This is a genomic window from Aliivibrio sifiae (genome assembly GCF_002954705.1).
GTDB lineage: Bacteria > Pseudomonadota > Gammaproteobacteria > Enterobacterales > Vibrionaceae > Aliivibrio > Aliivibrio sifiae_A.
On the sequence record NZ_MSCO01000001.1, the window covers coordinates 2,154,865 to 2,177,849 of the forward strand.

Below are 22,985 nucleotides of genomic sequence, written 5' to 3' on the forward strand. Positions count from 1 at the left end.
CTAACCAGCTACAACATCGTAAGGCTGGAAATGGCTGAAATGGCTAAACAGCACGAAGTTGAGCCCCTGCGGAGCAGCTTTATCAATGCACTATTTTTAATTATGGACGAGATGATTTGGGCGAGTGATACACGCAGCCCAGGAGCGATACCAAAAACTTAAAGGCTCTCAAGGAAAGTGGGAAACAGCTTATTCTCCCCAAGAAACGGAATAGGAAACCATACCCCCGAACAATTTTAAAAAAGTCAGTCAAATATCCTAATAAACATGCCACTCGCTCCTAAGCGAGGGGCATTAATCATATGATCGGCTTTTTATTATATAGAGAGGCATCAATACTAATTAATTTGTTTGATCCAAACCTGAGGAAACTGTAGGTCATTACTTTGAATTTCTAACTTTTAAAATTATCATTCTCAACCACAGCTCTAATTAACCCTTCTGTTTTACCAAATGAACACGAATTACTCTTAATCTTAAAAAAAGCGGCTTGTTCTTCAAGAATTAAATTAATCAATGCTTTATCCTTACAATGATTAGATGTAATCTCTAACTTGCCATCATCTAATATCACCAGATTTAAAATATCATCGTCAATTTGTGCACTATAATATCCTGCAAGCTGTGATAAATCTATTGGCTCACCTTTATTCAAATTCAATTCAAACTCACCACTATAAGATGAACAGAGCCATACCTTATCTTCAGGAGTACAAGTATATTCTCCATTGTTAAATGCAACCACATTCAATTTATTATCCAACTTTCCTGAATGGCTACTTTGACGATCACGAGCATCCCACAATGTCATCAATATCTCTTCAGATTCACTCGCGGTGACTTCTAAAATGCTCTAGCCGTGAGTGTTGATGCCCTAATCAAACGAAAAGATAGAAGTCTTAAATAAATTGTAATAGCATAGTGATATTAAAAATAATATTGTGAGGCTAAGGAATGCCAATAACATTTGCAAAGTTCCTCGAGTACGTAAGAACAGACAGAATTTTGACACAACAAGAAATGGTTGATCTACTTAGCTCATCAGATCCTGCGCTTTCTAAGCTTGATCTTACTACTTTTAGCCGTTGGGAGCGCGGCGTCACCTCTCCAAAACTATCGAAACAGCTACTTATAGCACGAGTGATGGAAGAAGATGTAGTACAACTTATAGACCCTAACGTTAAAGCAAAAGAAAAGAACAAACGACATTTCGATAAAATGACCAACCGTATTCTCTACCCTTACACCGCCACGCCGAGTACATTTTCCCATTATCACCATGGTTCATTGCTTAAACAGCAGGGTCTATGTGAACAATTGAGCGGGTTCCACCATGATTATATGGGCATATCCATCAATGCCGAGGATCTACAAACAAGCGAGTTGGTTGCAAATACATTCAGTGATTCTGCTGGCATGTTAGTCGGTCATCTACTTTATGGCTTTATACCAGTGAATCAACCTGCTGCTGCCATTTCCCCAGACCAGCTATCGGCCTGCCCTTTCATTGGCTATGACAATAGTTCAGAAAAAATAGCCGATATGTATGTAGTCTCTACCTATGGTTCACTACCTGCACCTAGGATGGTGAGCATTTTGTTGATGCTAGATATACTTTGTGCCAACACTCAAGTAAAACACTTAGTTTTGAATTGCCATGACCAAGAGGCTTTTGCACTATTTGAAACCAGTACCGAATGTGAAATACTTGCAAAAGGAAGTGAAGTGCCGTTTGGTGGGATTAAGGTATTCGGAAAAAACTATAGGTACGTACAGCTTAGGATAAAAGCTGAAACAATACTTGCATTAAAGGTCATCTCAAGCCTTATTCCTTTTGCTAGAGAATACATTCAAAGCTTGTTAGGAAGCAGTGGGACTAAATAAGTAGGAACTAGGGTTGTAGTAGATATCTCCTAGTTTGTAGTGGTACATTGAATTTTATCACTTATCAAAACTACCCGGTAATTGAACCTCGGCACGAAAGCCATTATTAAATCTCAGCACCACAATATTCGACTGCTCTTGTACTGGCTCTGTTACGATAATGGGATGAATTTTTGTTGTAAATTCTGACTCGCAGAGCTTCTTTGACAAATAATAAAGGGTTTAGTAGCTTATTTCATTATCAATACAAAATTTCTTGATAGATTACTATCTTAAAATATTAGCCCAATGGCCGCGCTTACTTTGCTAATTCATAATACCTCCGATTAAAAAGATACTATAGCAAAATATGCTTAATATTGATGTGTGTGGTTAGCCAGGCACTTACGCCAATAATATAGGCTTGCCTGTTAATACCTTCCTATTTGAAACTTCAGATACTGGGATGGAATATGCTGCTAGAGGCTCTTTAATACAGCTTCTTTTCTCTCGGTAGAATATTGCTCCAAAATGATCCCTAAACTGTCTCGTCCTAAAATACGTTGACGATTTTTAATTGAAAGCTAAGTGCGCATGCACTTGACTTTTTTATGTACTTGATTTGGTGTACTCATTCCCAAACTTAAATGCGGTCGCATTTCATTATAAATAAAAATAGATTCTTCAACTAGGCATCACATCAGCATCTGCATCTGCAGCTATCTGTACCATTTCTAGTCACACTAAGTTTATGCTAGCCCCCCCCAGAGCTCTTGCTTTACTCCTGATGGGAACCGACTCCTCAGAGTAACTTCGCTTTGCAACTGAGTTTGTTTTATTTCACCAAAGCCTTCCTCGATCTCCCAGCGCAGCCAGTAGATACGCAGTAGCTCTTCGAGTGGGTATTGATTTGGGTCAGCCAAAGAGGTAATAAAACCTTCAATTTCACCCGCAGGATCTTTGTGCAGTACAAGCCTTGCCTGCCAGGTGGCAGGCAGCTCAGAGTTCTTCTTTCACGCCTGCGGGGATATTGGCATATCGTTGTCAACGTATTCCTCAATGACTTCATAGCGAAGCTTACGTTTTATTGGTGTTAACCAGTAACTGTTAGATGCTGCTTTTTGCCAGTTAATCAGTAAATCTGCAGAGAAATAGCAACGATCGAATAAGGTTAGTGAGTTAGCGGGAACGTCAGTTAGCAGGCGATGTGCTAATGTCGCTTCACCAACATTACACGCATCAAACGATGCGCCCAGCATCATGCGAGTTTCAGCTGCCATTAATCCAACTAATCGAAGCTGAGGATAAGGTTTATAGTTCTTAGAAATGAAGCCAAATGATTCAGCATTTTCTTCTGAATTTGGACATCGAAAAGTCGTACCGTCAACAGCAAGAACATTGAGATTTAGTACGCTGTTTAGCTGAAGCGCATCGGTTTCCCACGCCGAAACAACTGTTTTAAAAAGTGCAGCTAAGGGAGCCTCATCCAATCGACGTCGACTGTCCGTGAGCACACTAGGCGCAACTCTAGACCAACTATTTTCTGGTTGAGGTTGAAGAGCTAAGTCTAGAGAGCTGCATACTTCCTTGATTGACTTGTTGCGTTGTAAACCCATCCAAATAACGAGCCATACGGCTTGTTGAGCTGGTAATCGGCGACGCCGAATACTTGTTTTGTTAGTATGATGAAGAGCCTGTTCAATCCATTCCATCTCAATAGCATTAACAACAGACTCATAGTTACTACTGTTTTCTATCGTTTCATGCGCTTGGTTTAACTCATCAACTAACATATAAAAATCCCTACCAACAAAAGTTAGTAGGGATTATCACGTGATCTTAGGATCGTTCAAGTACCTTAAACGATCGGCATTAAGAGTATATGCTCTGGCCTTTTTATTCTACTTATTTTGGGCTTTATTTATTTAAATTAACAACTAACTTTAAATAAATAATCTCTTCAATAGATAAGTAATCAATACTGCTATTATTCATACCCAATAAGCCACAGCAAATTAAAGAACTTATTTGTGCACCCTTATTCTTTGTTAACATTTCGTTAAAAGCAGCTTCTAGCATTACTTTTTGCTTATCCAAAATATCGCCCTCTTCAATAATTGACAGAAGTATATTTAATAAATGGCATTAGTGCAAATTTTATAAAAAAGCAAACGTTAATTTTAGAACAAATGTAACAGAATGAAAAAATACGAACAAAAAAAACACTATTCTGCGGTTTTTTATTATTTTTGTATTACCTCAAGTAAAGTTAGACTTTAGGTGGTGGTGGCATAGATAGTTTTTCTGATTTTGGCGCCGCTGCTTTCAATTGTCTCATTGCATTAACTTTTTTCCAACCAAAGATAGCCCCAAAAATAAGAACAATAATCAGTAGATTTCCAAGCACTACATAAATCCAAAACCACTTACGAGCTTCTGCTCGTTCTTCTTCTAATTTCTTTTGCGCATCAATTTTACGCTGTTCAGCTTCAGCCTTAATTCGAGCTTCATAAGCGGCTTTTAAGTCAATTGGTTCTGTCACACCATAACTGTGCTTACCAAGAAAAAACTGAAGAGGACGATCTGTTGCCATATCAGTTGCATACACCCAACCTGACCATGTATTTTTACCCGACATATAGCTGTTTGGTAAGTCAAAATACAATTTTTCATCATCTTTATTAGATTGTGCTTGAGTTACTCTTGTTACTTTATTTGGATTAATCTGTTCTATATGAGCCGCAAGTGAACCTGCTTTTATTACTCCCGCCTCGGTATCAATAGTCATTGAATGACTTTGATTTTCATTACGAGCTTGAGTAAAGCTTGCTCTGATTGGTGATGGATAAACCAGAACATCTTGCTCTACCGTTCTTAAAAACACCCCATTACGAGATTGAATTCGGACCCAATATTTACCCGGCTTAATATTAATAGGTAAATTAACCGTAAAGATTCCATCCGCCGCCACTTCATCAAGATCTTCGCCATTATCTTCAAAAGTACCTAATACTTCGGCTAACGGACGAGCTTCTTTTACAAGATCTTTTTCATTCGCAAGGTAGGGAGTAAACGTCACATTTAATTTAATACGATTCAAAAAATCACGTAAAACAAGAGGTTTGCCATCTTGCAGCAACCGAGCAGTAAATTTTAAACTTTCCGATTGATAGAGTTTTTTCGGTAACGAATCCACATTAAGTGTTAGATTCGATAAAATTTTAACTTTATTTTCAGGTGTTATTTTACCTATAGCTTGCCAAGGACCCGGCATTGGATTCTCAATGGAAATAATATCCATTCCATTTTCTTCATACCAAGCAACATTTTCTGGGTGCTCCCAAGCATAATATTTTGTTCCATCAGGACGAACTAAGGTTACTGCTTGAGATGCCTTTTCTCTGTAAACCAAAAAAGAAACTTGCTTTATAGTTGGATCGACACGAAAACGATTATCCAACCACGACATTTCAGTGCTCTTTGCCCAAGAAAACATTGGGACAAACAGCACAATCATCAATAACCGCCACATACTATACTCCTAACTACGCCACAAACAGGCATCACCAACTATATCCAAACGCTTTTCATGCGCTTCTATTTCATCGGCCGTAGCACGCAAAACCTTTAATCCTTTTCTTCCTGAATTTAATCTTTTGATACTTTCTTCTGAGGAATCTGACTGATTTTCAGAATTAAAGCTCAAACTCGTTTGCCCGCCCGTCATTAACAGGTAAACATCTGCCAAAATCTCAGCATCGAGTAAAGCGCCGTGAAGCGTTCGATGAGAGTTATCTATGCCATAGCGTTCACATAAAATATCCAGATTGTTACGCTTACCTGGGAATATTTTTTTCGCCATTGCCAAGGTATCAGTAATTTTACAATACTGATCCGTTGTACCAATAAGCTTATTAACTTTACTGAATTCATAATCCATAAAGCCAACATCAAAGGGTGCATTATGAGCAACTAGCTCTGCACCTTTAATAAAAGCTAAAAACTCATCATGAATGTCTTTATATTCAGGTTTATCATACAAAAATTCATCAGTAATACCGTGAACATCAATCGCTTCAAGATCAATAAGGCGATCTGGTTTGATATAAACATGAAAGTGATTACCGGTTAATTTTCGGTTGATAATCTCAACCGCACCAATCTCAACAATACGGTGACCTTCATAGACAGGTCCACCCGAAAAGTTCATACCTGTGGTTTCTGTATCGAGAACAATAATTCGATTAAGGGAATTGTCGCTAGTATTCATAGGCTCATTTGTGTCAGACTATTTCTAAATTCTTCTAATGATAACAGAGATAATGAAGCAGGTTGAAATTTTCACAGATGGTTCTTGTTTAGGAAATCCAGGTCCTGGTGGTTACGGTATTGTAATGCGCTATAAAGGCACAGAAAAAACGTTTTCTGAGGGGTTTAATCAAACGACTAATAATCGTATGGAAATGCTTGCTGCCGTGGTTGCTCTACGTAATCTAAAAGAGCCATGCTCTGTCGTACTAACTACAGACAGCCAATACGTTCGCCAAGGGATCACTCAATGGATCCACGGGTGGAAAAAAAGAGGTTGGAAGAAAGCAGATAAGAAGCCCGTGGTAAACGCCGATCTTTGGAAACAATTAGACGCAGAAGCGGAGCGCCACACTGTTGATTGGCGCTGGGTGAAAGGTCATGCAGGTCATCGTGAAAATGAAATGTGTGATGAATTAGCAAGAACTGCAGCAGAAAACCCGACTCAAGACGATACGGGTTATCCCGGCTAGTTTTATGAACATCGTGCTATTTTGACTCAGTTTTACCTTGATGGGTCTGCACCACTGAAATAGGAGCCAATTTAGGCTTCTTTTTCCACGCCGACTTTATAGGCCTTAATGGGTAAGTCCTTTTTCTTGCCACAAGAAAATAAATCCCACTAATTGGCTTTACTGACTCTCCACCTAAATTCTCAAACCATGTCCATATGGTTCGATAGCGAGTTAAAGGCGCTAACGCAAAGCAATCACTGTAGACCACTTCAAAATTTAATACGCTAAGCCAATCTTTAATTCTGTGTGGCGTAAACATTCGGCCACTCCATGGAAGGTTATTTTTTCTCCATGGGAATAAACTCGCTAACCCTATTGCACTCATCGGATTAAAGCCAGTTAAAATAACATAGCCATCATTAATTAAAACTCTATCGACTTCTCTTAATAATTGGTGAGGGTCTGACGAATAATCAAGTTGATGAGCAAGTACACACGCATCAATACTTTTTTCTAAAAAAGGCAATTGAGGCAATTCAGAGACAATATTTTTTAATGAATTTTTGTTATCTAGGTTAACTTGGTGTTTAATATTACAGAAGCGACTATCAAGCTCAGCACTGAGCCCACCAATTTTAAGCATATGGTAACCAAACAGTTTAGGGCACCATTCATCCAGACGTGATTGAATTAGCTCTCCTATCCACTCTCCGTGAGGGATATCAGACCATGAATGCGGTTTTTCAATTTTTTTATCAAGCAGTGCTGGCTTAATCAATATCGTTACCTATTTACGCTACAAAATTTGGAGAAAGGTTAATGCTATCAATAAAAAGCATACCTGCATTTAATGATAATTACATTTGGTTAATTCACAACAATGATAATCATTGTGTTGTTGTTGATCCCGGTGACGCGACACCTGTTTTAGAGTGTATTAAAGCGAATAATTTTATTTTAGATGCTATTTTGATTACTCACCACCACCATGATCATATTGGAGGGGTTCCTGAGCTTGTTCGTCAATTCCCTGGAATCAATGTTGTTGGCCCAGAGAGCGAACCCATCCCAACGTTAACTCACCCAGTAAGTGATGGTGATTTTGTTGAACTATTCAATGAACAATTCATGATTCTTGGTGTTGAAGGGCATACAAAAGGCCATATTGCTTATGTTGGCGATGAAAAGCTTTTTTGTGGTGATGCATTGTTTTCTGCTGGTTGCGGTCGCTTATTTGAAGGTACTGCTGAGCAAATGTTTCATTCACTACAAAAACTCACCGCTCTGCCTGATGAAACAGAAGTATATTGTGCACATGAATATACTGCATCCAACTTAGCATTTGCATTAGCAGTAGAGCCAGATAATGATTACCTGCAACAATACCGTGAAAAAGTATTACATCTTCGAGCGAATGGAAAGTCGACTATTCCATCAACAATACAACGCGAGAAATTAATTAATCCTTTTTTACGAACAAATGAAAATAGTGTAAAAAAAGCGGTTGTGAATAAAGTCTCAGAAAGTACCGAACTTGAGACCTTTACCGCATTAAGAAGATGGAAAGATGAGTTTTAAGTATGAAACTTGTTTGATGTGTGGTTGCAACGTATTATCCGTGTCCAAATAAAAAATATGAATGCCAATATCATGCTGTGATGTTGGCATAAGCACACTGAAGGCAATACACAATGAAACTGAAATTCCATTGGATTGGATTAGCGCTATTAGCAGGCTGCCAAACCGCACCTCCTCCAGAGCAGACTCAGACTGAAACCACCTCAACGGTTACAACTCCTTCAAAAACAGACTCGACACCTTCTGAAGTAAAGCCAGTTGAAAAACCAACTTTAACGCCTCAAGAACAAGAAGATGTTTGGCAACGTATTGCAATGCAATTAGAGATGCCAATTCCAGACCAAAAGTCAGTTGATTATTATCGTAACTGGTACATAAAACATCCAAGTCATTTACGAACAGTGGCAAAACGAGCACAACCTTTCTTGTATATGATCACGGTTGAGATTGAAAAACGGGGCTTACCTATGGAATTAGTCCTTCTTCCGGTTGTAGAAAGTGCGTTTGACCCATTTGCTTATTCACATGGCAGTGCAGCAGGTCTATGGCAATTCGTTCCAGGTACTGCTGATCGCTTTAAATTAGAGCGCAACTGGTGGTATGACGGTCGCCGCGATGTCCCTGCGGCAACAAATGCTGCTTTAGATTATATGGAATATTTTGATAGCCGCTTCGATGGTGACTGGCAAAATTCAATTGCATCTTACAACAGCGGTGCTGGTCGAGTATCAAGAGCCATGACTAAGAATAGAAAGCTAGGTAAGCCAACCGATTTCTTTTCATTAGATTTACCAGAAGAAACCAGTGGTTATGTTCCTAAATTACTTGCTCTTGCTGATATTATAAAAAATCATGAAAAATACGGTGTAGAACTGCCACCAATCCCAAATAAACCCGTTCTTGAAATGGTAGCTCCTAAACAACAATTAGATCTTGCTATTGCGGCAGAGTTTGCTGGTATTTCAATCACTGAATTACAAGGTTACAACCCTGCTTATAATCAATGGGCTACCTCTCCAGATGGTCCTTACCATTTATTACTACCGATTGAGCATGTTGACCAGTTCAATGCCAACTTGAAAAAGAACGCGAATAAAACAATGAAAGTTGTTCGCTATAAAGTTCAACCAGGCGATACCATCAGTCAATTAGCTGTTAAGCACAACACGACAACGAATATTATTGAACAAACCAATGATTTGAATGGTTCTAGTATTCGCGTTGGACAATACTTGTTAATCCCAACAGCATCTCAAGGGAATAAAACGTATGCATTAAGTGCTCCACAACGTTTAAAAAAGACTCAAGCTAAAGCAAAAGGGAAATACAAATTAGCTCATAAAGTTAAAGACGGTGAAAGCTTATGGAGTATTGCTCGTGACAACTCGATTTCATACCGAGATCTAGCAAAATGGAACGGCATGGCACCAAAAGATTCATTACGTGTAGGTCAAAATTTAGTTATTTGGAAAAACAGCTCTGATGGTGCAATCATCCGAACTGTAAATTATCAAATCAGACAAGGTGACAACCTAAGCTCTATCGCACAGAAATTCAGTGTCTCTGTGACAGATATCATGAAATGGAATAACATCGAACGTGGCTCTTATATTAAGCCAGGACAAAAATTAAAACTTTACGTTGATGTTACTAAGGTAAACGTATGACACCTTCTTCAAATCCATTAATTTTATTGATCGATATATTTCGCTCTCCCGCTGATTGTTTTGCCGCGTTATATGAACGAGGTAAATGGGCTTGGCTACCTTATGTTTTACTTATCTTTGCACCATTTATGTTCTGGGGAACCTATTTTGACCTAGTCAATTTTGAATGGGTAACTACGAACTTAACCGCTCAAATAGAAAGTGTTGGCGGCCAAGTTCAAGGTGAATGGCTAACCAAAGAAATTTTGTTAGCTGGTGAGGTAATTAATGATGTTATGGGACGAACAGCAACCATCTTATTATTAGCGCTATGGTTTAAATTGGCTACAAAGCAAAACCAATACCAACACAGCTATTTTAAATGGATTGCAGGTAGCACCATTGTTATGTTCCCTGCACTGATTGGTGACATTGCTAGTTACGCTAGTCTTTTATTAAATCATGCGAATATCATGCCTTACGCTGCTGACTTGAATAGTCTAAATGGTTTAATTAAACTGCCTATGACAGACCACTGGTCTGCTTATGCAAGTTCTTTCCCACTGCTTATGCCGTGGTATATAGCACTAAGCTATGCTGTCTTGGGCGCATGGACAGATTTAGAGCGTTCTAAAGCATTAATAATAGCAATCCTTCCTTGGGTTACTTGTTTTACGTTGTGGGGCTTTATAACTGCGTTTTCAGGCTAAAACTGACCTGTAGCGGATTATGATCAGAAGCGTTACTCTTCATAGAGTGCGCTTCTGTTACTTCTAGGCCACGATAAAAAATATGATCTAACGGTAAACCTGTAATAAAACGCATACGATCATCAGGAGTAAATAACACTTCTTTTAAATCTAATGTCTTCACCTGTTGTTGCAACGTTTCCAACCTATCATTACTCCATGAATTAAAATCACCAGCAATAATCAAAGGGCCATCATGCTGCTTTACCTCTTGTGATAATGCTTCAATTTGATTTTTATAATCTTCAGTTCCTAATGTAAAATTAATGGCATGAATATTTACTACCATTAACGTCTGTTTATCTGACAAAGGGTACTCAGAGAGAAGTGCTGATTTAGGTAATCGTAACCAAGGTTCTATCGCAGTATGAGCACACACTTTTTCTGCCGACTCTTTTGCTAATGTTAAAACGCCAGCACTCGTATCAAACACATCAAAAGCTCGTACTAACTCAGCTGAATACGATTTATCCACTACAAATTGTTTTAATTCTGTCGTAAAACTAGCTTCTTGTAATAAAACCAGATCAGAAGAAACCGTTAATGACTTTAATGCAGGTTCCCAACTCTCTTTTTGCTGTTTGTAAATATTCCAAACTAAAACATTCAATTGACCATTACGATCGATTGGTGCTGAGGTCTTAAATTGGGTACAACCAGACTGATAAGTTAACGATGCATCTGGAGTATCTTTAGACAGTTCAATAAATTCAGGTTCTAGAGGAACAGTAAATACAATTGACTTAGCAACGAGAGTTAGCCCTACCAATAACGCAGAGCCAGATAAAAATAGAGTTCTCTTTTTCATAAACAAAAAAAGGAGTGAATCATCACTCCTTCCTTAAATAGTAATAATGCTAACTAGATTAGCAGATACTCATGTTTATGTGGGTATTAAATCGCGTCTTCGTCTTCTTCACCCGTACGGATACGAATAACTCGACTAACATCAGTGATAAAAATCTTACCATCACCAATTTTCCCTGTTTGAGCCGTTTCAATAATAGCATCAACACATTGATCGACAACATCATCAGTAACTACGATCTCAAGTTTTACTTTTGGTAAAAAATCGACCATGTATTCAGCACCACGGTACAGCTCAGTATGCCCTTTTTGACGACCAAACCCTTTTACTTCAGATACTGTCATGCCTGTGATACCAACATCAGCAAGGCTTTCACGCACATCATCAAGCTTAAATGGTTTAATGATCGCTTCAATCTTTTTCATATTAGTCCTTTAACATTCATAAATACTATTAGCCTATTATCCTTGAGCCAAAGCGAACATACAACCTAGGAATAACATTACTTAATTGATGCTTACTTCATTGTCGAATAATAAGCAGCTAAGTTAGCGATATCTGCATCGTTCAACATCGCAGCCATCGGTTGCATTATTGCAGAGTTACCACCACTACGTTCTTTATTTTTATACGCTTTTAATGATGATTCGATATATTGAGCATTTTGCCCTTTCAAGTTTGGATAACCAGGGATAACGGCAATACCATCGGCTCCATGACAAGAGGCACAAATCGCTGATTTCGCTTGTCCAGCAGCGGCATCACCCGCTGCAAATGTTGGCGCTGAAGCCATTAATACGATCATTGCTAGTCCAATTGTTTTTTTCATAATATTGCTCCATTCATATTTATAATCATTTTGACAAGTTCATACTAAATGTCTATTTCAAGCCTAATTTCTTCCAGATCAGCTCACATTCTTCACCTGAAAATGCTTTACATACAAACAGATCAGCAACAGCGGCAAGTTCTTCATTATAAAAAATCATTGGTAACCTTGCTCTCTGCCAACTTGGGATACCATACTCTTGATATAATTTTTTCATTTTACGGCGATGAGAGCGAGTCTCAGGGTGAGGGGAAAGCCCTTGAACATTAAAACGCACTTCCACTCTTTCATGTTTTAAAGGCGCTCTAAGTAATAATATTTTTTCTCTCTCCACTTCGTTACCCATTATTCCTACAGCCTGGTGCTCGAATACGAGTCTTCCAAGTTTGTCTGGCAATTCCATAGACTGGTGTAACTCACATCTCCACGATGAAAGATCTTTGTACTGGGGCAAACAATATAAATTGTCTTGAAAACGTCTTAATTGAATTGAACCTAATGCTAAAGAAGGATTCGCATCTTCTTTTGCTTTTGCTACTTCGGTCCATAATACTTTTAATTGGATTTGGCTAGGTAAAGGAATTGAAAATTGCTTCAACCACAACCTCAATAACATATTACGAGCAAGTTCAGATTCTTTATCTAATTGCGAAATAGAAATAGCATAATATGAATTTTGAAACGCGATTAGCTTAGGTTGAAGTAATTCAGTAAGTAAGCGTTCTTGTTCTGCACATAACTGAGCACTACGTGATACAGCAGAGCCAAAATTAGGCCAACGTTTAACTAAATTAGGCACAACTTGGTGTCGTAAAAAATTACGATCAAAGCGCGTATCTTTATTGCTCTCATCTTCAACCCACTCCAATTTATTATTATGAGCATATGCTTCAATATCAGAGCGAAGTTGCATTAATAACGGGCGGCATTTATACCCTTTTAATAACGGAATAATTGATGGCATTGAGGATAACCCCGTCGGGCCACTGCCTCTTTTCAATGCAAGAAAAAAAGTTTCGACCTGATCATCCTGATGCTGGCCTGTAAGTAATAAACTATTAGTTTGTATATGCTTATCTAACGCTTTATAACGAGCCTCTCTTGCTACTTCTTCTAAACTATCTTGAGCACTAACAGTAACCTGTACCCGTTCAATATGCAGTTCAATCCATAAAGAATCACAATGCCTCTGGCACACCTTTTCCCAATCAAATGCATACTGACTTAATCCATGATTAACATGAACAGCAATACATTCAAGCCCCCTTTCTTTGGCGTAAATTGAAGAAAGACGAAGCAGAACCATAGAGTCAACACCACCACTTAAAGCAACAATAAGATGTGGTTTAGATACAGGGTAAGAATCTAATTGAGATGAGAATTGAGAATAAAGCATAAACAATATATCCAGATAATAAAAAAGCGAGCACTCAGGCTCGCTTTCACTCTACTCTATCTGACAAAAATTATCAACAGTAACCGTAGTTCATTAAACGCTGGTAACGACGATCAAGCAATGCTTCTTCATCAAAACCAGCCAGCTCATCCAATTGTTCGATTAAACGAGCCTTAATATTTTCAGCCGTTGCTTTATGATCACGATGTGCACCACCTAGAGGCTCATCAATGATCGTATCAATCAATTCAAGCTCTTTTAGACGAGGAGCAACAAGACCCATCGCTTCAGCAGCTTGTGGGGCTTTATCTGAATCACGCCATAAGATTGAAGCACAACCTTCAGGAGAAATTACTGAATAAGTAGAGTACTGAAGCATGTTTACATAGTCACCTACGCCGATTGCTAATGCTCCACCAGAACCCCCCTCACCAACAACATTACAAATCACAGGAACACTTAGTTCTGACATGATCTTTAAGTTCATTGCGATAGCTTCAGACTGGCCACGTTCTTCTGCACCAACACCTGGGTAAGCACCCGCCGTATCGATGAAAGTAATGATAGGCATTTTAAAACGCTCTGCCATTTGCATTAAACGTTTTGCTTTACGGTAACCTTCAGGTTTAGGCATACCAAAGTTACGCAATACTTTTTCTTTTGTACCACGACCTTTTTGGTGACCAATAATCATCACAGGACGACCATCTAAACGCGCCATACCACCTACTAATGCTTTATCATCAGCAAAAGCACGATCACCGGCTAATTCATCAAACTCTGTAAACATATGTTCGATGTAATCTAATACATATGGACGCTCTGGGTGACGAGCAAGCTGTGCCACTTCCCACGCGCCTAGGTCACTAAATGTTTTCTTTTTAAGCTCTAAACATTTATCTTCTAATTGCTTAATTTCTTTTTCTAGATCAAGCGTATTATCTCCACCACGGCGAGAAATATCACGCAGCGCTTCAATTTTTGCTTCTAGTTCTGCAATTGGTTTTTCAAATTCAAGAAAATTTAGGCTCATTAAAGAATCCTTATTAGTTCAAGGCCGCTCAAATTAGCAGCCTTACTTATTCTAGTTAAATTCAAGCTCGACTTGCTGTTCGCCAAGCAACGATTTCAAATCATCCATCAGTTGGTCTGTTGGCGTCACTCGCCACTCTGTCCCTAAGACCAACTTAACACGAGCATTTGCTCGCTGATAATATACATTTACCGGAACAGTCCCTGCCCGATTAGGCTCTAGTATTTGACTAAAGCGCTCAAAAAATTGGTTGTTAATTTGTGCTTCGGTAACAGAAACTGATAATCCACGAGCGTATTTTTCTCGTGCATCACCCAATGACATCACTTCACGGGCAGACATTTTAAGCCCCCCGTTGAAATCATCAAAGCTGACCTGTCCAGAAACCAGCACTATTTTGTCAGTTTCTAGCAAATCAGCGTACCGATCAAGCGCATCAGAGAATAACATGACCTCCATTCGGCCCGATCTGTCATCCAATGTCATTAAACCGATCCGGCTGCCACGCTTTGTGGTCATTACTCTAGCAGCAATAACCAAACCTGCAACCGTTACAGTTTGATCGCGTCTCGTAACGTGAGCGTCATTCAAACGCCACGTAGTATATCGAGATAATTCTTTAATATACGCATTGACTGGATGCCCAGTTAAATAGAGACCTAATGTTTCTCTCTCCCCTTCAAGCCATACTTTTTCTGGCCATCTTGGAACATGTGTATACGCTTGTTCAACCTCTTCAGGTGCTTGAGTTAACACCCCAAACATATCAGACTGACCAAATGATTCCGCTTGATGATGTTGCCCTGCGGCTTTCATTGCATCATCTAATGACGCCATCAATGCTGCACGATGAGGACCAAGTCTGTCTAATGCGCCAGAACGGATCAGTTTCTCCACCACTCGCTTATTGGTTTTTTTTGTATCAATTCGAGAGCAGAAATCAAATAAATCACGGAAATGCCCGCCTTTATTACGCGCCTCTATGATATTTTCAATAGGCGCTTCACCAACCCCTTTAATCGCACCAATACCATAAACAATCGCGCCATCTTCATCGACATTGAAACGATATAAACCGGCATTAACATCTGGTGGAAGCACTTTTAACTTCATACGGAAACATTCATCAACAAGACCTATAATCTTATCGGTGTTATCCATATCAGCGGTCATTACCGCCGCCATAAACTCTGCAGGATAATGCGTTTTTAACCATAATGTCTGATAAGAAACTAAGGCATAAGCGGCTGAGTGAGATTTGTTAAAACCATAACCAGCAAACTTTTCTACCAAGTCGAAGATTTTCATCGACAACTCACCATCTACGCCATTAGCAATCGCACCTTCTTTAAAGGTACCACGCTGCTTTGCCATTTCTTCAGGTTTTTTCTTACCCATTGCACGACGAAGCATGTCGGCACCACCTAGCGTATAACCCGCTAAGATCTGGGCGATTTGCATAACTTGTTCTTGGTATAAAATGATACCGTAAGTTGGTTCTAGTGTTTCTTTAAGTGATTCATGCTGCCAAGTAGCATCAGGATAAGACACTTCTTCTCGACCATGTTTACGGTCTATAAAGTTATCTACCATGCCTGATTGCAATGGACCAGGGCGGAATAGTGCCACTAATGCGATAATATCTTCAAAGCTATCTGGTTGTAGACGCTTGATCAGATCTTTCATACCACGGGATTCCAATTGGAATACCGCGGTAGTTTCTGAGTTTTGTAATAATCTAAATGACGCTTGATCATCCAAAGGAATTGATTCAATACGTACCGGATCTTTACCTTCTTTCTTCAAGCGAGGATTTACTAACCCTAAAGCCCAATCAATAATGGTTAAGGTTCTTAAACCCAAGAAGTCGAACTTAACTAGACCTGCAGTTTCAACGTCATTCTTATCAAACTGTGTTACGGGGAAGTTACCATCCGCATCACAATACAATGGAGCAAAGTCAGTAATTGTCGTTGGTGAAATAACAACACCACCCGCATGTTTACCTGCATTTCGCGTACAACCTTCCAAGATTCGACACATATCAATCAAGGTTTTAACTTCTTCATCGCCATTATAAAGCTCTGGAAGTTGAGGTTCAGCATCAAATGCTTTTGCTAATGTCATACCAGGATCTGGCGGGATTAGTTTTGAAAGACGATCAACAAAACCATAAGGATGCCCAAGAACTCGGCCTACATCTCGAATTACCGCTTTTGCCGCCATGGTACCGAAGGTAATGATTTGAGATACCGCATCACGACCATACATTTCAGCGACATGATCAATTACCTGATCACGTTTATCCATACAGAAATCGATATCGAAATCGGGCATGGAAACACGCTCAGGATTCAAGAATCGTTCAAAAAGGAGATCGTATTCGAGAGGATCAAGATCGGTAATATCCAGGGCGTAAGCAACAAGTGAACCTGCACCAGACCCTCGACCCGGACCAACAGGAATATCATTATCTTTAGACCACTGAATAAATTCCATTACGATAAGGAAGTAACCTGGGAAACCCATTTGGTTAACTACGTCTAATTCAATTTGTAAACGTTCGTCGTATTCAGGTCTTCGTTCTAAACGTACTTTTTCATCAGGGAACAAAAAGGCTAAACGTCGCTCCAAACCTTCTTGAGATTTTTTAACTAAGAAGTCTTCAATTTTCATCCCTTCCGTTGGAAAATTCGGAAGAAAGTACTCCCCAAGACGTACCGTAACATTACAACGTTTTGCAATTTCAACACTGTTTTCTAACGCTTCTGGTATATCAGAAAACAGCTCACACATTTCATCTTCTGAACGTAAATACTGTTGTTCACTATAAAGTCTTGGTCGGCGGGGATCGACTAAAGTAAAGCCATCATGGATAGCTACTCGAATTTCATGCGCTTCAAAATCTTCCGCTTTAATAAAGCGAACATCATTGGTAGCAACAACTGGCAACCCTTCTTTTTCGGCTAACTCTACAGCAAAGTGAAGGTAACTTTCTTCATCAGAACGACCTGTTCGAGTTAATTCAAGATAATAGTGTTCAGGGAAATGGGTTTGATAAAACTCAACACATTCATCAGCAAGTTCTTTATTGCCTTTAAGCAGCGCTTTACCTACATCACCATTCTTGCCGCCAGAAAGAAGAATTAAGCCTTCTCTATGCTCTATCAACCACTCTTTATCCATTACTGGAGTATGTTGAACGTGACCGCGTAGGTATGCTTTTGAGATTAATAACGTAAGGTTTTTATACCCTTCATTATTTTTTGCTAAGACAGTTAGGTTAAACAGTTCATTACCAAATTCTTTTGACTGAACCGTAAAATCTGCACCTATAATCGGTTTAACACCTGCGCCATGGGCAGCAAAATAATACTTAACTAAACCACATAAGTTAGTGAAATCAGTTAATCCCATAGCTGGCATGTTCATTTCAGCAACTTTCTTAACTAATGGTGGGACTTTAGAAAGGCCATCAACAAGTGAGAAATCACTATGAACTCTAAGGTGTACAAATTTAGGGTCAGACATTACTCTATTCCTAACACACGTTTCACGGGTTTAAAGCTACGGCGATGTTCAGAAATCACACCATGCTCTTCAATGGCAGCAAAATGTGCCTTGGTTGGATAACCTTTATGTTTCGCAAAACCAAATTGAGGAAATTCTTTATCTAGAACTTCCATTTCTCTGTCGCGAGTTACTTTTGCAATAATAGATGCAGCACTGATCTCTTGAACTCGTAAATCACCTTTAACAACAGCTAAACTAGCCATTGGTAAATCAGGGACTTTATTACCATCAATTAAGGCAAAATCTGGCGTTATTTTTAATCCTGCAATAGCTCTTTGCATCGCAACCATTGTAGCTTGTAAGATGTTCAACTCATCAATTTCATGAGCTTCACAGCGACCTAGTGACCATGCTAATGCTTTTTCTTGGATTTCTGGAAACAATAAATCACGCTTTTTATCCGTCAATTTTTTAGAATCCGTTAAACCTTCGATTGGATTATTTGGGTCTAAAATAACAGCAGCCGTTACAACTGCACCAACTAATGGTCCACGCCCTACTTCATCAACACCAGCAAATAACTGGTAACCTTGAGGGTATTCAAATGGAGGTAATTCTTTCGAGTCTGTTTTTTTTGTCATAACGTTATTCTGCTGTTTCTTTATTAATTAGACGTAAGACGGCATTAGCGGCTTGCTTGTCCGCATCTTTTTGGATCCATTGATGCATTTCAGTAAACTTTTCAATTAATTCACTGTTATCTTGGCTCAATACTTTTTCCATTGCCGGATAAAGAAAATCAGGGTGACACTCTTCTTGAATAAACTCTTGCACTAATTCTTTTCCTGCTAAGACATTAGGCAAAGAAACAAATTCAGTAATCGAAAGCTTTTGAGCAATCCATCCTGTTAGTTTATTTACTTGATAACCAACAACCATTGGTCTTTTTATTAGCATACATTCAAGTGCTACCGTACCTGATGCTAATAATACAGCATCAGCGGCTGTCATGACATTTCGGGCCGTATCTTGAATAATTGTAAATTCTAATTCAGGGGCCGTTTCTTTCCAGATTGTTTCAAACTGTTCACGGCGTTTTTCGTTAACAGCGGCAACGACAAACCCCATTTTAGGATGTTGTTTATGAATTCGTTGACAGGTTTCAATAAATGGTTTGGCAATTAATGCAACTTCACCACCACGGCTACCTGGTAAAACGGCTAGCCATTGACGATCTTGTTGTAAACCTAATAATTCACGAGCTGAAATTTGATCGCTTTGCATTGGAATTGCATCAGCCAATGTATGGCCAATAAACTCACAAGCTACATTATATTTATCATAAAATGCTTTTTCAAACGGCAAAAAGGCTAAAACAAGATCCGTTGCGGCATCAATTTTAAATATACGCTTTGGACGCCAAGCCCATACAGATGGACTAACATAATGAACTGTTTTTATACCTTTCTCTTTTAGCGTTTTTTCTAAACGTAAATTAAAGTCAGGCGCATCAATACCGATAAAAACATCTGGTGGGTTTTGAGTAAAATGATTAACAAGTTCTGCTTTCACTTTTAATAAACGAGGTAATCGACTCAATACTTCTACCAACCCCATTACGGCCAGTTCTTCCATATCAAATAATGACTCACATCCTTGAGCTATCATTTTAGGTCCGCCGATCCCCACAAATTCAGCACCAGGATATTGTGCTTTTACTGACTTAATAAAGCCTTCACCTAGCGTATCACCAGATAACTCACCAGCGACAATACCAATTCGTAATGGTTTGGTCATTTTTGCTCCAAAATAAAAAAGGCCTACATCAATAGGCCTTTATAATATGCTTATATACTTCTAAACGCCGTTATTAACGAATAATACCGCGCGTCGATTTCTCAAACAAATCTAAGAAGCCTTGAAGTACTGGAAATGCTTCAATTTCTTTATTTATCTCAGCTTTTGCTTCTTCTAATGTATTACCATTACGATAAAGCGCTTTATAAGCTCGACGAATTGCATGAATTTCAGGTTTTTCAAAACCGCGACGCTTTAATCCTTCGATATTAATACCGAAAGGCTTACAGTGATTACCTTGTGCCATAACAAATGGAGGTACATCTTGAACAACAACCGATGCGCCACCAATAAAGCTATGAGCACCAACGGTACAAAACTGATGAACAGGCGATAATGCAGAAACAATCGCATAATCTTCAATGTTCACATGACCAGCTAGTGTTGCATTGTTCCCCATGATTATATTGTCACCAACAACACAATCATGTGCGATATGAACATTTACGCACAATAAGTTATCACTACCAACCGTTGTTACGCCACGATCTTGAGTCGTACCACGGTGGATTTGAACACTTTCACGGATAACATTACGATCGCCAATAACAACGGTTGTAGCTTCACCACTGTATTTTTTATCTTGGCTTTCTTCACCAATAATGGCAAATGCAAAAATACGGTTATCTTTACCTATCGTAGTATCGCCTTTAATGACAACATGCGACATAACCTCAGTACCTTCACCAATCGTGATATTACCTGAAATGTAAGTAAACGGACCAACAGAAGCATTCGCTTCGATCGTCACATTACCTTCAATAACTGCTGACGGGTGAATTTGAGCAGATTCATGAATCATAATTAAAACTCTCGTCTTGCACACTTAAGTTCAGCTGAACACACTACAGCACCATCAACTTTAGCTACACCGTTAAATAGTGCAATACCGCGACGATCTTTAATGAATTCAACTTCAATAATTAATTGATCGCCAGGAACCACTGGCTTACGGAACTTAGCTTTATCAATACTAGCAAAATAGTAAAGCTCATTCTCAGCAGGAGCACCAAATGATTTAAATGCTAATAAACCAGTAGCTTGAGCCATTGCTTCAAGAATCAATACTCCTGGGAAAATTGGCATTTGAGGGAAATGGCCAGTAAATTGAGGTTCATTTACAGACACATTCTTGATCGCGTGTAAGTATTTTTCTTCTTCGAAATCTGTTACTCGGTCAACCAATAAAAATGGGTAACGGTGAGGTAATAACTCTTGGATTTCTGTAATGTTGAGCGTTTTATTTTCACGAGTCAAAATAATATTCCTGTAAAACAATATCGTATCTGAGTAATAGTGTAGCTCAAATAGAGTAATAATAGATAGACAAAGGTCTGCAAAATGCAGACCAATACTTATTAATTAGAATGTTACTAAGTGAGAATTAGTCGACTAACTTTTTCTCTACTGCCTTTAATCGTTTATTCATTTCATCAATTTTGTGAACACGAGTTGCAGTTTTTCGCCATTCTTTATTGGTTTGCAGTGGAATACCTGATGAGTACATGCCTTTTTCGCTAATGCCTCTCATCACCATACCCATACCAGTAATAGTTACACCATCGGTAATTTCAATGTGACCATTTATCACTGAACCACCACCGATAATACAATGCTTACCAATACTTGTGCTGCCAGCGACAATTGTACCACCAGCCATCGCAGAACCAGATCCGATTTGTACGTTATGAGCGATTTGAATTTGGTTATCAATAATAACATTACTTTCAATAACAGTATTATCAATTGCACCACGGTCAATGGCGGTATTGGCACCAATCTCAACATTATCGCCAATGATAACCGATCCTAATTGGGGTATTTTAACCCAAGTTCCACGGTCATTTGCATAACCAAAACCATCAGAACCAATAACAGTACCAGATTGAATCAAGCAAGATTCACCAATTTCTACTCGATGATAAATAGAAACATTTGCCCACAACTTAGTATTCTTACCAATTTTCACTTCTTGGCCAACAAAACAGCCCGCACCAATAATCGCACCATCAGCAATAACGGCTTTTGATTCAATGACTGCATTATGTCCGATAGCAACACCTTCTCCAATTACTGCATCATCAGCAATATATGCAGATGGTGCAATGTCTTTTGCTGGAGTCGGTGTTGTATCTAAAGCTTGAGCAGCTAAAGCAAAGCCTAAATATGGGTCTCGCATTATTAATGCATTAGATTGACAGAACTCAATGTCTGCCTCTTTCACAATCACCGCTGATGCTTGGCAACTAGCCAATTGCTTACGATATTTAGCGTTTGAAAGGAACGTTATATCCCCTTCTCCAGCTTTACTCATCGAAGCGATAGAATGTACAACAACATCACCGTTACCATGAACGGTTGCACCCAGTTTTTTTGCCAATTCAGCAAGCGTAATACGAGTCATGTTCGACCTTATTTAATTTCTTTAATAACTTTTTCAGATAGATTATCTTCTGGTTTTGCCCAAAGTAGTGTTTGTGCATCTACAACCATATCGTAGCCTTCTTTGTTTGCTACTTTTTCTACTGTTTGTTGAACTTGCATGATCAGTTTCTGACGTTCTTCGCCTTGACGACGACGGTTATCTTCATCTAATGCTTGTGCTTTCAGTTTATAATCTGACTGAAGAGATGCAATTTCACGCTCAAGCTTAGTTTTACCTGACGTACCTAAAAGCTCACCATCACGTTTGATAGTTTCTACTTTATCTTTAATTTTTGACTCTAAACCACGTAATTCATCAATACGATCTTTAAACTCAGCACGAAGTTTTTCTGAAATAGCTTCACGTTGTGGCATCTGCTGAACGATTTGAGCCATATTTACATAGCCAATTTTGGTTGCTGCTTCTGCTGCATTAGCAAAAAAAGAACCACTTAATAATACTGTGCCTAAAGCGGCTACTTTTACCAACTTTTTCAAAATCATATCCTTAATTAATTATTATCGA

The 22,985-nt window shown here is 38.8% G+C and carries 22 protein-coding genes and 1 pseudogene; 5 read left to right on the forward strand and 18 right to left on the reverse strand.

The genetic code is table 11. From position 1 onward, the window contains the following. Nucleotides 1-394: 394 nt before the first annotated feature. Nucleotides 395-811 carry a hypothetical protein gene (locus BTO22_RS09635; RefSeq protein ID WP_258132527.1) on the reverse strand — a complete coding sequence of 139 codons (417 nt, stop codon included), beginning with the start codon at nt 809-811 and terminating at the stop codon, nt 395-397. A 194-nt stretch (nt 812-1,005) separates the two neighbouring features. Between BTO22_RS09635 and BTO22_RS09640 the strand changes: the two genes are divergently transcribed. Further along, complete coding sequence (locus tag BTO22_RS09640) at nt 1,006-1,884, forward strand: XRE family transcriptional regulator (RefSeq protein ID WP_258132528.1); 879 nt, start codon at nt 1,006-1,008, stop codon at nt 1,882-1,884. 720 nt (nt 1,885-2,604) lie between these two features. Here the strand turns inward: BTO22_RS09640 and BTO22_RS09645 are convergent. The 4 genes and pseudogenes from BTO22_RS09645 to dnaQ all read right to left on the reverse strand — a co-directional run. Continuing rightward, a pseudogene (locus tag BTO22_RS09645) lies at nt 2,605-3,656 on the reverse strand (IS4 family transposase); the annotation flags it as partial. A gap of 124 nt (nt 3,657-3,780) precedes the next feature. After that, a complete protein-coding gene (locus BTO22_RS09650) occupies nt 3,781-3,960 on the reverse strand; it encodes a hypothetical protein (RefSeq protein WP_105055287.1) in 180 nt (59 codons plus the stop codon). 172 nt (nt 3,961-4,132) lie between these two features. Beyond that, a complete protein-coding gene (locus BTO22_RS09655; RefSeq protein WP_105055288.1) occupies nt 4,133-5,395 on the reverse strand; it encodes a TIGR03503 family protein in 1,263 nt (420 codons plus the stop codon). 9 nt (nt 5,396-5,404) lie between these two features. After that, entirely contained in the window at nt 5,405-6,133 is a 729-nt protein-coding gene (dnaQ, locus tag BTO22_RS09660) for a DNA polymerase III subunit epsilon (protein ID WP_105055289.1), read from the reverse strand. 37 nt (nt 6,134-6,170) lie between these two features. On the opposite strand from dnaQ, the gene rnhA reads away from it, so the two are divergent. Continuing rightward, a complete protein-coding gene (gene rnhA / locus BTO22_RS09665) occupies nt 6,171-6,644 on the forward strand; it encodes a ribonuclease HI (protein WP_105055290.1) in 474 nt (157 codons plus the stop codon). Nucleotides 6,645-6,660: 16 nt separating this feature from the next. Here rnhA and BTO22_RS09670 read toward each other — a convergent pair whose 3' ends face one another. Beyond that, on the reverse strand, nt 6,661-7,401 hold the full coding sequence (locus tag BTO22_RS09670) for a methyltransferase domain-containing protein (RefSeq protein WP_181044626.1): 741 nt from the start codon (nt 7,399-7,401) through the stop codon (nt 6,661-6,663). 44 nt (nt 7,402-7,445) lie between these two features. Between BTO22_RS09670 and gloB the strand changes: the two genes are divergently transcribed. The 3 genes from gloB to BTO22_RS09685 all read left to right on the forward strand — a co-directional run bounded on the left by gloB (nt 7,446) and on the right by BTO22_RS09685 (nt 10,560). Continuing rightward, nucleotides 7,446-8,204 (forward strand): hydroxyacylglutathione hydrolase, encoded by a 759-nt coding sequence (gene gloB, locus BTO22_RS09675; RefSeq protein WP_105055292.1) that lies wholly within the window; start codon nt 7,446-7,448, stop codon nt 8,202-8,204. A 113-nt stretch (nt 8,205-8,317) separates the two neighbouring features. After that, a complete protein-coding gene (locus BTO22_RS09680; RefSeq protein WP_105055293.1) occupies nt 8,318-9,871 on the forward strand; it encodes a LysM peptidoglycan-binding domain-containing protein in 1,554 nt (517 codons plus the stop codon). Next, on the forward strand, nt 9,868-10,560 hold the full coding sequence (locus BTO22_RS09685; protein WP_060991644.1) for a YIP1 family protein: 693 nt from the start codon (nt 9,868-9,870) through the stop codon (nt 10,558-10,560). Before BTO22_RS09680 ends, BTO22_RS09685 begins: the two co-directional genes overlap by 4 nt. Here the strand turns inward: BTO22_RS09685 and BTO22_RS09690 are convergent. From BTO22_RS09690 to BTO22_RS09745, 12 genes are all read right to left on the reverse strand, one after another. Continuing rightward, nucleotides 10,538-11,407 carry an endonuclease/exonuclease/phosphatase family protein gene (locus BTO22_RS09690; RefSeq protein ID WP_105055294.1) on the reverse strand — a complete coding sequence of 290 codons (870 nt, stop codon included), beginning with the start codon at nt 11,405-11,407 and terminating at the stop codon, nt 10,538-10,540. The two genes, BTO22_RS09685 and BTO22_RS09690, sit on opposite strands and share 23 nt — an antisense overlap. A gap of 86 nt (nt 11,408-11,493) precedes the next feature. Next, nucleotides 11,494-11,832 (reverse strand): nitrogen regulatory protein P-II, encoded by a 339-nt coding sequence (gene glnB / locus BTO22_RS09695; RefSeq protein WP_060991646.1) that lies wholly within the window; start codon nt 11,830-11,832, stop codon nt 11,494-11,496. A gap of 92 nt (nt 11,833-11,924) precedes the next feature. Then, on the reverse strand, nt 11,925-12,236 hold the full coding sequence (locus BTO22_RS09700; RefSeq protein WP_105055295.1) for a c-type cytochrome: 312 nt from the start codon (nt 12,234-12,236) through the stop codon (nt 11,925-11,927). Between the two features lie 52 nt (nt 12,237-12,288). Further along, nucleotides 12,289-13,632, reverse strand: coding sequence for a tRNA lysidine(34) synthetase TilS (gene tilS, locus BTO22_RS09705; protein ID WP_105055296.1), 1,344 nt, complete (start codon nt 13,630-13,632; stop codon nt 12,289-12,291). A gap of 73 nt (nt 13,633-13,705) precedes the next feature. Continuing rightward, nucleotides 13,706-14,665, reverse strand: coding sequence for an acetyl-CoA carboxylase carboxyl transferase subunit alpha (gene accA / locus BTO22_RS09710; protein ID WP_105055297.1), 960 nt, complete (start codon nt 14,663-14,665; stop codon nt 13,706-13,708). A gap of 51 nt (nt 14,666-14,716) precedes the next feature. Next, on the reverse strand, nt 14,717-18,196 hold the full coding sequence (gene dnaE / locus BTO22_RS09715; protein WP_105055298.1) for a DNA polymerase III subunit alpha: 3,480 nt from the start codon (nt 18,194-18,196) through the stop codon (nt 14,717-14,719). Further along, nucleotides 18,196-18,819 (reverse strand): ribonuclease HII, encoded by a 624-nt coding sequence (gene rnhB / locus BTO22_RS09720; RefSeq protein WP_060991650.1) that lies wholly within the window; start codon nt 18,817-18,819, stop codon nt 18,196-18,198. The genes dnaE and rnhB overlap by 1 nt, the downstream gene beginning before the upstream one ends. Nucleotides 18,820-18,823: 4 nt before the next feature. Next, entirely contained in the window at nt 18,824-19,975 is a 1,152-nt protein-coding gene (lpxB, locus tag BTO22_RS09725; protein WP_060991651.1) for a lipid-A-disaccharide synthase, read from the reverse strand. Between the two features lie 73 nt (nt 19,976-20,048). Continuing rightward, a complete protein-coding gene (gene lpxA / locus BTO22_RS09730; RefSeq protein ID WP_105055299.1) occupies nt 20,049-20,837 on the reverse strand; it encodes an acyl-ACP--UDP-N-acetylglucosamine O-acyltransferase in 789 nt (262 codons plus the stop codon). 2 nt (nt 20,838-20,839) lie between these two features. Continuing rightward, the gene (fabZ, locus tag BTO22_RS09735) at nt 20,840-21,292 is read right to left on the reverse strand and encodes a 3-hydroxyacyl-ACP dehydratase FabZ (protein ID WP_060991653.1); all 453 of its coding nucleotides are present in this window, start codon (nt 21,290-21,292) and stop codon (nt 20,840-20,842) included. A 127-nt stretch (nt 21,293-21,419) separates the two neighbouring features. Beyond that, entirely contained in the window at nt 21,420-22,439 is a 1,020-nt protein-coding gene (lpxD, locus tag BTO22_RS09740) for a UDP-3-O-(3-hydroxymyristoyl)glucosamine N-acyltransferase (RefSeq protein WP_105055300.1), read from the reverse strand. 8 nt (nt 22,440-22,447) lie between these two features. Continuing rightward, the gene (locus BTO22_RS09745) at nt 22,448-22,963 is read right to left on the reverse strand and encodes an OmpH family outer membrane protein (protein WP_105055301.1); all 516 of its coding nucleotides are present in this window, start codon (nt 22,961-22,963) and stop codon (nt 22,448-22,450) included. Nucleotides 22,964-22,985 lie beyond the last annotated feature (22 nt).